The organism is Streptomyces griseorubiginosus, from assembly GCF_036345115.1.
GTDB lineage: Bacteria > Actinomycetota > Actinomycetes > Streptomycetales > Streptomycetaceae > Streptomyces > Streptomyces griseorubiginosus_C.
Genome location: NZ_CP107766.1, coordinates 4,743,184 through 4,756,435, shown reverse-complemented (window position 1 = coordinate 4,756,435; position 13,252 = coordinate 4,743,184). Strand labels below are relative to the sequence as shown.

Below are 13,252 nucleotides of genomic sequence, written 5' to 3'. Positions count from 1 at the left end.
GGCCCGCTCTTCTTGCTCCGCCTCAGCAGCATCACCGCGGCGAAGCCCGGCTCAGGCTTCCGTCTCCTCGGCGTCGTCGCCCAGCAGGCTCTTCTGGAGGACCGGACCCTCACCGGGGGCGAGGCTGCTGAGGATGCGCTCGAGGTCCTCCATGGAGGCGAACTCGACCGTGATCTTTCCCTTCTTCTGCCCCAGGTCGACCTTCACCCGCGTCTCGAAGCGATCCGAGAGACGGGTGGCGAGGTCGGTGAGCGCCGGGGAGACGCGGGCGCCGGCACGCGGCCCCTTGGAGCGCTGGGCGGTCTGCGGACGCGACCCCATGAGGGTCACGATCTCCTCGACGGCACGCACCGACAGGCCCTCGGCCACGATCCGGTGAGCCAGGCGGTCCTGCTCCTCCGAGTCCTCGACAGAGAGCAGCGCGCGGGCGTGTCCGGCGGAGAGGACTCCGGCGGCCACCCGGCGCTGGACTGCCGGGGAGAGCTTCAGCAGACGCAGGGTGTTGGAGACCTGCGGACGGGACCGACCGATGCGGTCCGCCAGCTGGTCGTGCGTGCAGTTGAAGTCCTTCAGCAACTGGTCGTAGGCGGCTGCCTCTTCCAGCGGGTTGAGCTGGGCGCGGTGCAGGTTCTCCAAAAGGGCGTCCAGGAGAAGCTTGTCGTCGTCCGTGGCCCGCACGATCGCCGGGATCGCGTCCAGGCCGGCTTCACGGCTGGCCCTCCAGCGCCGCTCGCCCATGATGAGCTCGTAGCGCGCGGGACCGACCTGTCGTACGACGACCGGCTGGAGGAGTCCGACCTCCTGGATGGAGGTGACCAGTTCATGCAGCGCGTCCTCGTCGAAGACCTCACGCGGCTGGCGCGGGTTCGGCGTGATGGAGTCGAGGGGGAGCTCAGCGAAGTGGGCGCCCATAGGAGGCGCGGGAGTCTCCGCGTAGCCGTTGACCGACGGCTCCTCGGCTTCCTGTGAAACAGGCGGCAGCGTGGCCACCTTCGCCGCGGCCACCCCACGGTCGCTCGTCAGCACCGGTACGGCAGCCGGGGACGCGGAACCGGCGCCGCCCATCGCCGCCGGTGTCGGCGTCTTCTCCGTCGGGGCAGCAGGGATCAGTGCGCCGAGCCCACGGCCCAAACCCCTCCGTCGCTCGCTCACTGGATCCCCTCCACCATGCTCGGGTTGCTCTGTGCGCCGATGTGCGCCTGCGTCGGGTCATAGCTGACGCCGACGCCCTTCAGCGCGATCTCTCGCGCCGCCTCAAGATAGGACAGCGCGCCGCTCGATCCGGGATCGTAGGTCAGCACCGTCTGTCCGTAGCTCGGTGCCTCGGAGATACGGACCGAGCGGGGAATGCTCGTCCGCAGCACCTCGTCACCGAAGTGGGTGCGCACCTCGTCGGCGACCTGTGACGCGAGGCGCGTCCGGCCGTCGTACATGGTGAGCAGGATCGTCGATACGTGCAAGGTGGGGTTGAGGTGACCCCGCACCAGATCGACGTTGCGCAGCAGCTGCCCCAGGCCTTCCAGCGCGTAGTACTCGCACTGGATCGGGATGAGCACCTCCGCGCCGGCCACCAAGGCATTGACCGTCAGCAGGCCGAGCGAGGGCGGGCAGTCGATGAGGATGTAGTCGAGGGGCTGCTCGTAGGCCTGGATGGCCCGCTGCAGTCGGCTCTCACGTGCCACCAGGGACACCAGCTCGATCTCCGCACCGGCGAGATCGATCGTGGCGGGAGCACAGAAGAGGCCTTCGACATCAGGCACCGGCTGGACGACCTCGGCCAGCGGCCTGCTGTCGACCAGAACGTCGTAGATGGAAGGAACTTCAGCGTGGTGGTCGATCCCCAGGGCAGTGGACGCATTGCCCTGGGGATCAAGGTCGACCACCAGGACACGGCCACCGTGCAGAGCCAGCGAAGCGGCAAGATTGACGGTTGTCGTCGTCTTGCCCACTCCGCCCTTCTGGTTGGCGACGACCATGATCCGGGTCTGCTCGGGCCGCGGCAGGCCCTCGCCGGCGCGGCCCAGAGCCTCTACCGCCAGTTGGGCAGCACGACCGATCGGAGTGTCGTCCATCGGGGGCGGTGTTTCACGTGAAACATCGTCCCCCATCGACTCGGTTCGGGGACCGGGGACCGGATCGGTCATCGGTCCCGCGATGTTGGCGTCGGACCGCAAGGATTCACTCTCCTCGACTTCAGGCTCGCAATGAACAGAGCCTCCCATGTCTTCGGGGGTGTGAACCAGTGAGGCCTGTTGTTCTGTGGAGAAATCCACCTCTGTGGACAACTCCGTTACCTCTCCGAGTGACCCGAGAGGCTTTCGGTCACGGGGTTCGGCCGCGGCGCGGCCCCGGCTGATGATGCCGTGCAGCAGTGAGCGACGTTTCACGTGAAACACGATGCAGGGGAGCCGTGCCCGTTCTGCCGCGACACTCCGGCATGCGTAGGTTTGGCAGCTTGTGTGGAGTACGTCTCGTCGTCAGGACGGATCAGCGGCGCCGACGGGCACGTCCCGTGCGAGCCGCCTTGGCACGCTTGGCGGCGAACCGCACACCACCGGGGCTCTCCCCCACCTCGACCCGCACCACCGTGGACAGTGGATCGACCACTCCCTCACCCACATGCAGGATGGAGGTCTCCACGGCACCGAGCTTGCTCAATGCCGTGGACGCGGCCTTGAGTTCCTCCTCCGCGGTGTCACCCTTGAGCGCGAGCATCTCCCCGTAGGGACGCAGCAGCGGAACCCCCCAGGTCGCCAGCCGGTCCAGCGGGGCCACGGCCCGCGCCGTCACCACATGGACGGGGGTGAGTTTGCCCATGACCTCCTCGGCCCGCCCGCGGACGACCGTCACATGGTCCAGGCCCAGCAGCTCCACGACCTCCGTCAGGAAGGTCGTACGCCGCAGCAGAGGCTCCAGCAGCGTGATCTTCAGGTCCTCACGGACGAGGGCCAGGGGAATGCCGGGAAGCCCGGCTCCCGAGCCGACGTCGCACACGGTCACGCCCTCGGGAACGACTTCCGAGAGCACCGCGCAGTTCAGCAGATGCCGCTCCCACAGGCGGGGCACTTCACGCGGGCCGATGAGACCGCGCTGCACACCCGCCTCGGCGAGCAGCTCGGCGTAGCGGACCGCGTCCTCGAAGCGATCGCCGAACACCTCACGCGCCTGCTCGGGCGCGGGGGGAAGCTCCGCTGCCTCCGTCACGGGGAACCGTCCTTCCGTACCGCATCGACGCACTGGGCGCCGACCACCAGAACTATCAGGCTGACAAAGTTCGGCCCCGCCTGCTCTACAGACGGGGCCGGAGGAACCTAGGAACCGATCAGGCGGGAAGCACGACGACGAAGCGCTGCGGCTCCTCGCCCTCGGACTCGCTGCGCAGACCGGCTGCCTTGACCGCGTCGTGCACGACCTTGCGCTCGAACGGCGTCATCGGCTTGAGCTTCACGGACTCGCCGGTGTTCTTGACCTCGGCGGCGGCCTTGGCACCCAGCTCGGAGAGCTCGGCACGCTTCTTGGCCCGGTAACCGGCGATGTCCAGCATCAGACGGCTGCGGTCCCCGGTCTCCCGGTGCACGGCCAGGCGGGTGAGCTCCTGAAGGGCTTCCAGCACCTCGCCGTCACGGCCGACCAGCTTCTGCAGGTCGCGGCCGCCCGCGTCGCTGATGATCGAGACAGCGGCGCGGTCGGCCTCGACATCCATGTCGATGTCGCCGTCGAGATCGGCGATGTCGAGCAGACCCTCGAGGTAGTCCGCCGCGATCTCGCCCTCCTGCTCCAGGCGGGTCAGGGTGTCTGCACCCTCGGCAGCGGCGGAGGTGGTGCCTTCCGTCACGGGATGGACTCCTTCGTTACTTCTTGGACGGGGACTTGGGCCGCTGCGGACCCTTGCGCTGTCCGGACTGGGCCTTGCTGCGGTTACCGGAGCCGGGCTGCTTCTTGGCCGAAGCGGCCGGCTTGGCGTCCTCGGGCGTTGCGTCCTGGGGCTCCTCGGACTTGCTCAGCGAGGTCGGCGTCGACGACTGGTCTTCGCCGGCCGCCTTCGTGCCACTCGCGGCCGCACCCGACTGCCGCTGCGACTTGCTCTGCCGCTTGGGCTGCTGACGCTTGGGGGTGGCCGCGCTCGCCGGCGAACCGTCCTCGGTCTGGACCGTGGCCTGGGACTCGCTCTGGATCACGGTGCCGTCGGCCTGGGCCGCGAGACCGGCCTTGTTCAGGCCGTTGATGAACTTGCGCTCGAACTCGTTGCGGTCCCGGCCCTTGGCGACGATCGCCTTGATGATGGTGCGCTCGCTGCGCTTGCGGGCCTTCCCGTGGTTCAGGACGTGCTTGGTGAGGCGCTCCAGGTAGGCGGCCTGGGCCTTGGAACCCGGGGTCGGGTTGTTGTGGATGACATACATCTGCTGGCCCATGGTCCACACGTTGGTGGTCAGCCAGTAGACGAGGACACCGACCGGGAAGTTGATGCCGAAGACGGCGAACATGACCGGGAAGACGTACATCAGCATCTTCTGCTGCTGCATGAACGGCGTCTTGACCGTGGTGTCGACGTTCTTCGTCATCAGCTGGCGCTGCGTGTAGAACTGCGACGCCGACATCAGGATGATCATGACCGCGGTGACGACCCGCACATCGGTGACCGTGGCGCCCAGGGCCTGGACGGTGGCGGAGCCGTCCTTGAACTTCGCGGCGAGCGGGGCCCCGAAGATGTGCGCCTTACGGGCGCTGGCCAGCAGCGACTCGTTGATGACACCGATGGTGTCGCCCGTCGCGATGCCGTTGAGCACGTGGTACAGGGCGAAGAAGAACGGCGACTGCGCCAGGATGGGAAGGCACGAGGAGAGCGGGTTGGTGCCCGTCTCCTTGTACAGCTTCATCATCTCTTCGGACTGACGCTGTTTGTCGTTCTTGTAGCGCTCCTGGATCTTCTTCATCTCGGGCTGGAGCGTCTGCATGGCCCGCGTCGACTTGATCTGCTTCACGAAGAGCGGGATCAGGCAGATACGGATCAGGATCACGAGGGACACGATCGACAGGCCCCAGGCCCACCCGGTGTCGGGGCCGAAGATGGCGCCGTACACCTTGTGGAACTGGACGATGACCCAGGAGACGGGTGTCGTGATGAAGCTGAAAAGACTGGCAATCGTGTCCACTAATCATGCTCCTTGGGCATGGGACGGAGTCTCTGCGGCCGGGCTCGAAGGAGTATGTCCCTCGGTGGCCGAGTCGGCGGCGGAGGGCCCGCCCCTGCGTGCACGCCAGGCGTTACGCAGCATTTCGTGCCACCGCGGGCGCTTGCGCGGCGGAACATGGTCCACACCGCCCAGCGACCACGGATTGCACCGCAGGATGCGCCAGGCGGTGAGTGCCGTTCCCTTGATCGCACCGTGCCGGTCGATGGCCTGGAAGCCGTAGTGGGAACACGACGGGTAGTACTTGCAGACCGGCCCCAGCAGTGGACTGATGGTCCACTGGTACAGCTTGATCAGCGCCAGCAGTGGGTACTTCATCGCGCGCCCCCTCCCAGCAGCCGCTGTAGGGCGGCATCCAGGTCTCGGGCCAGTTGTTCATGGTCGGCGTCGCCGGCCTCGGGCAACGCTCGTACGACTACCAGGCTACCGGGGGGCAACAGGGAGACCCGGTCACGCATCAGATGGCGAAGTCTGCGCTTCACCTTGTTGCGTACGACGGCGCCGCCCACGGCCTTGCTCACGACGAAACCCGCACGCGTCGGGGGAGCGCTCTCCCCAGGCGCGTGCGGGTCCGTGGCACCGCTACGTAGATGAACGACGAGGGACGGGCGGCCTGCCCGGCGACCCCGTCGTACCGCGGTCGCGAAGTCCTCGCGCCGCCTCAGCCGATGCTCGGTAGGCAGCACGACGTCATGACCTGATCAGATCAGGCGGACAGGCTGGCGCGACCCTTGCTGCGGCGGTTCGCGAGAATCGCGCGGCCGGCACGGGTACGCATCCGCAGGCGGAAGCCGTGGGTCTTCGCGCGGCGACGGTTGTTCGGCTGGAAGGTGCGCTTGCTCACTCGGGGGCTCCAGAAATAAATCGGTGGTGGCGGGTGCCGTCCTGGCTGTCACCGTGCGCCCACGAGTAGCTCGCAGTAACGCCCGAGTGCACCGCTTCCCGATCACCCGAAGCGATCTGTGCCCATCGGAGGCAGGCGGCAGCAGCCATCGACAACTCGACCTGGTTACGGTACGCGCGGCTACGCCATCCGGTCAAACCAGTGGTCACCGGGAGACACTATCCACAGGCTGGGGACAACAACTTGAACCGCACCCGTCGCCCTGACTACCGTGGCTGAACTCCGATTCGTTCCCTTGACCCCTGTGTTTCGGCTCCACCCCATTTGAATCCCGACTCGTCCCACAACCACACGTTCGTGGGACCCGTGAGAGAGCGTGCCCTGTGGCTGACGTACCTGCCGATCTTGCCGCAGTGTGGCCACGCGTACTCGAGCAACTCCTCGGTGAGGGCCGCGTCCAGGGTGTGGAGGCGAAGGACGAGCACTGGATCCGTCGCTGCCAGCCCCTCGCACTGGTCGCCGACACCGCCCTGCTCGCCGTACCGAACGAATTTGCGAAGGGCGTACTGGAGGGCAGGCTGGCCCCGGCCGTCAGCGAGACGCTGAGCCGCGAGTGCGGCCGCCCCATCCGTATCGCCATCACCGTCGACGACTCCGCGGGCGAGCCCCCCTCGCCGCCCGCACCCCCGGCCCCCCGGTCCCAGCCCCGCTACGAGGAGCCCGAGCTCCCCTCCGGCCAGTACGACGGGCCGTACGACAACACGTACGACAAGCAATACGACAACCAGTACGACGGCTACGGCCGCCACCGCGCCGACGACTCCCCCTCGGGCCGTGGCGAGCAGCGCCCCGGGCCCCAGGGCGACCGCACCCCCCGCCCGGACCAGCTCCCCACCGCCCGGCCCGCGTACCCCTCGGAGTACCAGCGCCCCGAACCGGGCGCCTGGCCCCGACCCGCGCAGGACGAGTACAGCTGGCAGCAGCAGCGGCTCGGCTTCCCGGAGCGCGACCCTTACGCGTCGCCGTCGCAGGAGCCGTACCAGCAAGAGACGTATCCACAGGAGCCGTACCAGAAGGAGCCCTACCCGCAGGACTCCTACGGCGCCCCCTCCCAGGACTACCGCCCCCAGCCCATGGAGCGGCCGTCCTACGACAGCCCGCGCCCCGACTACGACCAGCGCCCGGACTACGACAAGCCCCGCCCCGACTACGACAAGCCGCGCTCGGAGTACGACCAGCGGGACGCGCGACGGGATCTCCCCGAGCCCCCGTCGGCCTCCGGGCATGTGCACCGCGGCGGGCCGGTCGGCTCCAATCTGCCCACCACCGGCGCCCCCGGCCCGCTCGCCGCGCAGCCCGCGCCCGCGACCGGTCCCGGTGAGCCCACCGCGCGGCTGAACCCGAAGTACCTCTTCGACACCTTCGTCATCGGCGCCTCCAACCGCTTCGCCCACGCGGCCGCGGTCGCCGTCGCCGAGGCGCCGGCCAAGGCCTACAACCCCCTCTTCATCTACGGGGAGTCCGGCCTCGGCAAGACACATCTGCTGCATGCCATCGGCCACTACGCGCGCAGCCTGTACCCCGGCACGCGCGTGCGGTACGTGAGCTCGGAGGAGTTCACCAACGAGTTCATCAACTCCATCCGCGACGGCAAGGGCGACAGCTTCCGCAAGCGGTACCGCGAGATGGACATCCTGCTCGTCGACGACATCCAGTTCCTCGCGGACAAGGAGTCGACGCAGGAGGAGTTCTTCCACACCTTCAACACGCTCCACAACGCCAACAAGCAGATCGTGCTCTCCAGCGACCGGCCGCCCAAGCAGCTGGTCACGCTCGAGGACCGGCTGCGGAACCGTTTCGAGTGGGGCCTGATCACCGACGTCCAGCCGCCCGAGCTGGAGACCCGCATCGCGATCCTGCGCAAGAAGGCGGTCCAGGAACAGCTCAACGCCCCGCCGGAGGTGCTGGAGTTCATCGCTTCCCGCATCTCGCGCAACATCCGCGAGCTGGAGGGCGCGCTGATCCGCGTGACGGCGTTCGCGTCGCTCAACCGGCAGCCGGTCGACCTGGGCCTGACCGAGATCGTGCTGAAGGACCTGATCCCCGGCGGCGAGGACTCGGCCCCGGAGATCACCTCCACGGCGATCATGAGCGCCACGGCCGACTACTTCGGCCTGACCGTCGAGGACCTGTGCGGCACCTCACGCGGCCGCGCCCTCGTCACCGCCCGCCAGATCGCCATGTACCTGTGCCGCGAGCTCACCGACCTCTCGCTGCCCAAGATCGGCGCCCTGTTCGGCGGCCGCGACCACACGACCGTGATGCACGCGGACCGCAAGATCCGCAATCTGATGGCCGAGCGGCGCTCCATCTACAACCAGGTGACCGAGCTGACGAACCGCATCAAGAACGGCTGACAGCACCGGAATTACGACGGTTTCAACGCCGAAGGGCGCCCTGGGGACGAGATCCCGGGGTGCCCTTCGGCGTTCCCGGGGTCACGACGCCGTAGCCCTGTGTTCGATTCCCCGCCGGGTTACGGCCTCTCTCCACAGATCCGGTGACTTTTTCCCGTCCACATCCTGGGGACCGCGAAGTTGTCCAGATCACGGTCCACAGGCTCCCTGTCGCAAGACCATCAGCCCAGGTCACCCCCCTGTGGATTCGTGGACGAACGATCTCCACAGACTGTGGACAGTCAGGAGATCCACAGGCTGTGCATCGAGTTGTCCACCGACAACCCACAGGCTGGGGCCGGTTGTCCCCAGCGATCACCAGCTTCTCCACATCCCTGTCCACTGTTCGGCAACTCGACGCGCCTGATCACCGGGTCGAGTGAAAGGCGTCACACGAAGGTGCCGGGTTGGGCTGTGGGAAACGGGGGTAAAGCTGGGGACGGCGTTGGGGAGAAGTCGCCTCAGGCTGTGCACGGAGTGTGCAGAACTTTCTGTTCTCCACAGAGACGCCCAGTTGTCCACCGGTGTCGCCCACAGGGCCCGTGGACAAAATTTCCCCTCTGAGCTGGGAAAACGGGGTTATCCACGGTATCCACAGCCCCTACTACTACTGACAACTAGAGAGAGCTGGGAATCCGTTTCGAAGGGGGTCCTGTGCACAACTCGCTGTCCGGTGCCCGGCTGCCCCTCGTCACGACTTGACCCCGAGAGGCACCTACTGTCAGTGGGGTGCGTCAGACTGTTCCCCGGTGTCCTTCCCGTCACAGGGGCCGACGACACCGAGACAGACGACGAAGCCAGGCAGGCCGAGCAGCGCCGGCAACAGCAGGAGGCGGCAACAGTGAAGATCCGGGTGGAACGCGACGTACTCGCGGAGGCAGTTGCCTGGGCGGCGCGCAGCCTCCCGGCCCGTCCGCCGGCGCCGGTCCTCGCCGGCCTTCTCCTGAAGGCCGAGGAAGGCCAGCTGAGCCTGTCCAGCTTCGACTACGAGGTCTCCGCGCGGGTGTCCGTCGAGGCCGAGGTCGAGGAGGAGGGCACGGTGCTGGTCTCCGGCCGCCTGCTCGCCGACATCTGCCGCGCCCTGCCCAACCGCCCGGTGGAGATTTCCACAGACGGTGTACGGGCGACCGTGGTGTGCGGCTCCTCGCGATTCACACTCCACACCCTGCCTGTGGAGGAGTACCCGGCGCTGCCGCAGATGCCGAGCGCGACCGGCACCGTCCCCGGTGAGGTCTTCGCCTCCGCCGCCTCCCAGGTGGCCATCGCCGCGGGCCGCGACGACACGCTGCCGGTGCTGACCGGTGTGCGCATCGAGATCGAGGGCGACACCGTCACCCTGGCGTCCACCGACCGCTACCGCTTCGCGGTCCGTGAGTTCCTGTGGAAGCCGGAGAACCCCGAGGCGTCCGCGGTGGCCCTGGTGCCCGCCAAGACGCTCCTGGACACCGCCAAGGCCCTCACGAGCGGCGACAGCGTCATCCTGGCGCTGTCCGGTTCGGGCGCGGGCGAGGGTCTGATCGGTTTCGAGGGTGCGGGCCGCCGTACGACGACCCGTCTGCTCGAGGGCGATCTGCCGAAGTACCGCACGCTGTTCCCGACGGAGTTCAACTCGGTCGCGGTGATCGAGACCGCCCCCTTCGTGGAGGCCGTCAAGCGTGTGGCCCTGGTCGCCGAGCGCAACACCCCGGTGCGGCTGAGCTTCGAGCAGGGCGTGCTGATCCTCGAGGCCGGCTCCAGCGACGACGCACAGGCTGTGGAAAGGGTCGACGCCCAGCTGGAGGGCGACGACATCTCGATCGCCTTCAACCCGACCTTCCTGCTGGACGGCCTGAGCGCCATCGACTCCCCGGTGGCCCAGCTGTCCTTCACGACGTCCACCAAGCCGGCGCTGCTCAGCGGCAAGCCGGCCCTGGACGCCGAGGCGGACGAGGCCTACAAGTACCTGATCATGCCGGTGCGGCTCAGCGGCTGAGCGGTCGCCGACGGAAAGCCCCAGGTGAGGGCATACGTTTGAGCGCGTATGCCCACAGGTGTGCGTGAGCGTCCGGGTTTAGGCTCGTACGTGGGTACGAAGGTGCCCCACACGTCACAGCTACCTAAGGAACCACTGATGGAGCTCGGTCTCATCGGCCTCGGCAAGATGGGCGGCAACATGCGCGAGCGGATCCGCCGCGCAGGCCACACCGTGATCGGATACGACCGCAACCCGGACCTCGCCGATGTCCACAGCCTCAAGGAGCTTGTGGACGCGTTGCAGGGTCCGCGGGTCGTGTGGGTGATGGTCCCGGCCGGAGCGCCGACGCAGGCGACCATCGACGAGCTGGCCGAACTCCTTCAGCCCGGGGACGTCGTGGTGGACGGCGGGAACTCCCGCTGGACGGACGACGAGAAGCACGCCGAGGAGCTGGCGGCCAAGGGCATCGGTTTCGTGGACTGCGGTGTCTCCGGCGGTGTCTGGGGCCTGGAGAACGGCTATGCGCTGATGTACGGCGGTGACGCCGAGAACGTCGCCAAGGTGCAGCCCGTCTTCGACGCCCTCAAGCCCAAGGGCGACGCCGGGGCGGTGCACGCCGGCAAGGTCGGCGCGGGCCACTTCGCGAAGATGGTCCACAACGGCATCGAGTACGCGATGATGCAGGCCTACGCCGAGGGCTGGGAGCTCCTGGAGAAGGTGGACTCCGTGACCGACGTCCGGGAGGTCTTCCGCTCCTGGCAGGAGGGCACCGTCATCCGTTCCTGGCTCCTCGACCTCGCGGTCAACGCCCTCGACGAGGACGAGCACCTGGACAAGCTGCGCGGTTTCGCACAGGACTCCGGCGAGGGCCGGTGGACCGTGGAGGCCGCCATAGACCACGCGGTGCCGCTGCCGGCGATCACCGCGTCCCTGTTCGCGCGGTTCGCGTCCCGCCAGGACGACTCGCCGCAGATGAAGATGATCGCGGCGCTGCGCAACCAGTTCGGCGGCCACGCGGTCGAGACGAAGTAATCCACAGGGCTGTTCGCACAGTCCACAAGCTGGGGGAGGTCGGCGCCCGACCATGCACGTCACGCATCTGTCGCTGGCCGACTTCCGCTCGTACGCCCGGGTCGAGGTCCCGCTCGACCCGGGCGTCATCGCGTTCGTGGGCCCCAACGGACAGGGCAAGACGAACCTCGTCGAGGCGATCGGCTATCTCGCCACCCTCGGCAGCCACCGGGTCGCCACCGACGCCCCGCTGATCCGGATGGGCGCCGACCGCGCGATCGTCCGGGCGCAGGTCAGACAGGGCGAGCGGCAGCAGCTGGTCGAGCTGGAGCTGAACCCCGGCAAGTCGAACCGTGCGCGCATCAACAGGTCGTCGCAGGTCAGGCCGCGTGATGTGCTGGGGATCGTGCGGACCGTGCTGTTCGCGCCGGAGGACCTGGCGCTGGTCAAGGGCGACCCCGGTGAGCGGCGCCGCTTCCTCGACGAGCTGATCACCGCCCGCTCCCCGCGCATGGCCGGCGTGCGCTCCGACTACGAGCGTGTCCTCAAGCAGCGCAACACCCTGCTGAAGTCGGCCGCCCTCGCGCGCAGGCACGGCGGCCGCTCGATGGACCTGTCCACCCTCGACGTATGGGACCAGCACCTCGCGCGCGTGGGCGCCGAGCTGCTCGCCCAGCGGCTCGACCTGATCGCCGCGCTCCAGCCGCTGGCCGACAAGGCGTACGAGCAGCTGGCGCCCGGCGGCGGTCCGGTCGCGCTGGAGTACAAGCCGTCCGCGCCCGGCGAGGCGCACACGCGTGAGGATCTCTTCGAGCAGCTGATGGGGGCGCTCGCGGAGGCGCGCAAGCAGGAGATCGAGCGGGGCGTGACCCTCGTAGGGCCGCATCGGGACGATCTGCTGCTCAAACTCGGCCAGCTGCCCGCCAAGGGATACGCCTCGCACGGCGAGTCCTGGTCGTACGCGCTGGCGCTGCGGCTCGCGTCGTACGACCTCCTCAGGGCGGAGGGGAACGAGCCGGTGCTGATCCTCGACGACGTGTTCGCCGAGCTGGACACCCGGCGCCGGGAGCGGCTGGCCGAGCTGGTCGCCCCGGGTGAGCAGGTGCTGGTGACGGCCGCGGTCGACGACGACGTGCCGCACGTGCTGGCGGGGACGCGGTACGCGGTGGCGGAGGGGACGGTGGAGCGCGTATGAGCGACGAACGGCCTCCGACCGAGAACGCCGACGGCGCTGCTGGCGGCGGAAACGCAAACGGCGCCGAGAACCCCAAGCCGGCCGAGCCCTCCGGTGTCGACCTCGCGCGTGTGGCGCTTCGGGCGGCGAGGGAACAGGCACGCGCGCGTGGGGACGCGGCGCAGCAGAAGCGGCAGGCGCGGCGCGGGGGCGGGCTGCGCTCCGGCGCGCGCGCCGACGGTCGCGACCCGATGGCCTTCGGTGCCGCCATCAACCGCCTGATCACCGAGCGGGGCTGGGAGGCTCCCGCCGCGGTGGGCGGTGTGATGGGGCGCTGGCCGCAGATCGTCGGCGAGAAGCTCGCTGATCACTGCACGCCCCAGAGGTACGACGAGGACGAGCGGGTCCTGGTCGTGCAGTGTGATTCGCCGGTGTGGGCGACCGAGGTGCGGCGCCTCGCCCCGAGCCTGGTCGCGCGGCTCAACGAGGACCTGGGGCACGGCACGGTCCGGCTGATCAAGGTGCTCGGTCCCGGTGGCCCCGCGCGCAACTACGGCCCTCTGCGGGCCCCGGGAAGCAGCAGGTCCGGCGATCCCTACACGTGACTTACGTCACGTCCTC

The 13,252-nt window shown here is 68.5% G+C and carries 13 protein-coding genes; 5 read left to right on the top strand and 8 right to left on the bottom strand.

Going from position 1 to position 13,252, the window contains the following annotated elements:
- Positions 1 to 51 precede the first annotated feature (51 nt).
- The 8 genes from OHN19_RS21435 to rpmH form a co-directional block, all read right to left on the bottom strand.
- On the bottom strand, positions 52 to 1,152 hold the full coding sequence (locus tag OHN19_RS21435; RefSeq protein ID WP_330265741.1) for a ParB/RepB/Spo0J family partition protein: 1,101 nt from the start codon (positions 1,150 to 1,152) through the stop codon (positions 52 to 54).
- Complete coding sequence (locus OHN19_RS21430; protein ID WP_330269670.1) at positions 1,149 to 2,222, bottom strand: ParA family protein; 1,074 nt, start codon at positions 2,220 to 2,222, stop codon at positions 1,149 to 1,151. Before OHN19_RS21430 ends, OHN19_RS21435 begins: the two co-directional genes overlap by 4 nt.
- Before the next feature lie 265 nt (positions 2,223 to 2,487).
- Positions 2,488 to 3,204, bottom strand: a complete 717-nt coding sequence (gene rsmG, locus OHN19_RS21425) for a 16S rRNA (guanine(527)-N(7))-methyltransferase RsmG (RefSeq protein ID WP_330265740.1) — start codon at positions 3,202 to 3,204, stop codon at positions 2,488 to 2,490.
- Positions 3,205 to 3,322: 118 nt separating this feature from the next.
- Positions 3,323 to 3,835 (bottom strand): protein jag, encoded by a 513-nt coding sequence (locus OHN19_RS21420; protein WP_330265739.1) that lies wholly within the window; start codon positions 3,833 to 3,835, stop codon positions 3,323 to 3,325.
- A 16-nt stretch (positions 3,836 to 3,851) separates the two neighbouring features.
- Positions 3,852 to 5,153, bottom strand: a complete 1,302-nt coding sequence (yidC, locus tag OHN19_RS21415; protein ID WP_330265738.1) for a membrane protein insertase YidC — start codon at positions 5,151 to 5,153, stop codon at positions 3,852 to 3,854.
- Positions 5,154 to 5,156: 3 nt separating this feature from the next.
- Positions 5,157 to 5,510 carry a membrane protein insertion efficiency factor YidD gene (gene yidD, locus OHN19_RS21410; protein WP_030319557.1) on the bottom strand — a complete coding sequence of 118 codons (354 nt, stop codon included), beginning with the start codon at positions 5,508 to 5,510 and terminating at the stop codon, positions 5,157 to 5,159.
- Positions 5,507 to 5,878: a ribonuclease P protein component gene (gene rnpA, locus OHN19_RS21405; RefSeq protein ID WP_164433043.1), complete on the bottom strand. Its 372-nt coding sequence runs from the start codon at positions 5,876 to 5,878 to the stop codon at positions 5,507 to 5,509. The genes yidD and rnpA overlap by 4 nt, the downstream gene beginning before the upstream one ends.
- 20 nt (positions 5,879 to 5,898) lie before the next feature.
- The gene (gene rpmH / locus OHN19_RS21400; protein ID WP_005482975.1) at positions 5,899 to 6,036 is read right to left on the bottom strand and encodes a 50S ribosomal protein L34; all 138 of its coding nucleotides are present in this window, start codon (positions 6,034 to 6,036) and stop codon (positions 5,899 to 5,901) included.
- A gap of 383 nt (positions 6,037 to 6,419) precedes the next feature.
- Here rpmH and dnaA point away from each other — a divergent pair, with 383 nt between their 5' ends.
- The 5 genes from dnaA to OHN19_RS21375 all read left to right on the top strand — a co-directional run bounded on the left by dnaA (position 6,420) and on the right by OHN19_RS21375 (position 13,236).
- Positions 6,420 to 8,453: a chromosomal replication initiator protein DnaA gene (gene dnaA, locus OHN19_RS21395; RefSeq protein WP_330265737.1), complete on the top strand. Its 2,034-nt coding sequence runs from the start codon at positions 6,420 to 6,422 to the stop codon at positions 8,451 to 8,453.
- A gap of 880 nt (positions 8,454 to 9,333) precedes the next feature.
- Entirely contained in the window at positions 9,334 to 10,464 is a 1,131-nt protein-coding gene (dnaN, locus tag OHN19_RS21390) for a DNA polymerase III subunit beta (protein ID WP_037707198.1), read from the top strand.
- A 138-nt stretch (positions 10,465 to 10,602) separates the two neighbouring features.
- On the top strand, positions 10,603 to 11,478 hold the full coding sequence (gnd, locus tag OHN19_RS21385) for a phosphogluconate dehydrogenase (NAD(+)-dependent, decarboxylating) (RefSeq protein WP_330265736.1): 876 nt from the start codon (positions 10,603 to 10,605) through the stop codon (positions 11,476 to 11,478).
- 52 nt (positions 11,479 to 11,530) lie between these two features.
- Positions 11,531 to 12,652 (top strand): DNA replication/repair protein RecF, encoded by a 1,122-nt coding sequence (gene recF / locus OHN19_RS21380; RefSeq protein ID WP_330265735.1) that lies wholly within the window; start codon positions 11,531 to 11,533, stop codon positions 12,650 to 12,652.
- Entirely contained in the window at positions 12,649 to 13,236 is a 588-nt protein-coding gene (locus OHN19_RS21375) for a DUF721 domain-containing protein (RefSeq protein WP_330265734.1), read from the top strand. The genes recF and OHN19_RS21375 overlap by 4 nt, the downstream gene beginning before the upstream one ends.
- Positions 13,237 to 13,252 lie beyond the last annotated feature (16 nt).

Bases quoted from the DNA above. Each gene is read 5' to 3' on its own strand.
- OHN19_RS21430 (WP_330269670.1), bottom strand. From the start codon at position 2,222: ATGGGAGGCTCTGTTCATTGCGAGCCTGAAGTCGAGGAGAGTGAATCC.
- recF (WP_330265735.1), top strand. From the start codon at position 11,531: ATGCACGTCACGCATCTGTCGCTGGCCGACTTCCGCTCGTACGCCCGG.
- gnd (WP_330265736.1), top strand. From the start codon at position 10,603: ATGGAGCTCGGTCTCATCGGCCTCGGCAAGATGGGCGGCAACATGCGC.
- OHN19_RS21375 (WP_330265734.1), top strand. From the start codon at position 12,649: ATGAGCGACGAACGGCCTCCGACCGAGAACGCCGACGGCGCTGCTGGC.
- yidD (WP_030319557.1), bottom strand. From the start codon at position 5,510: ATGAAGTACCCACTGCTGGCGCTGATCAAGCTGTACCAGTGGACCATC.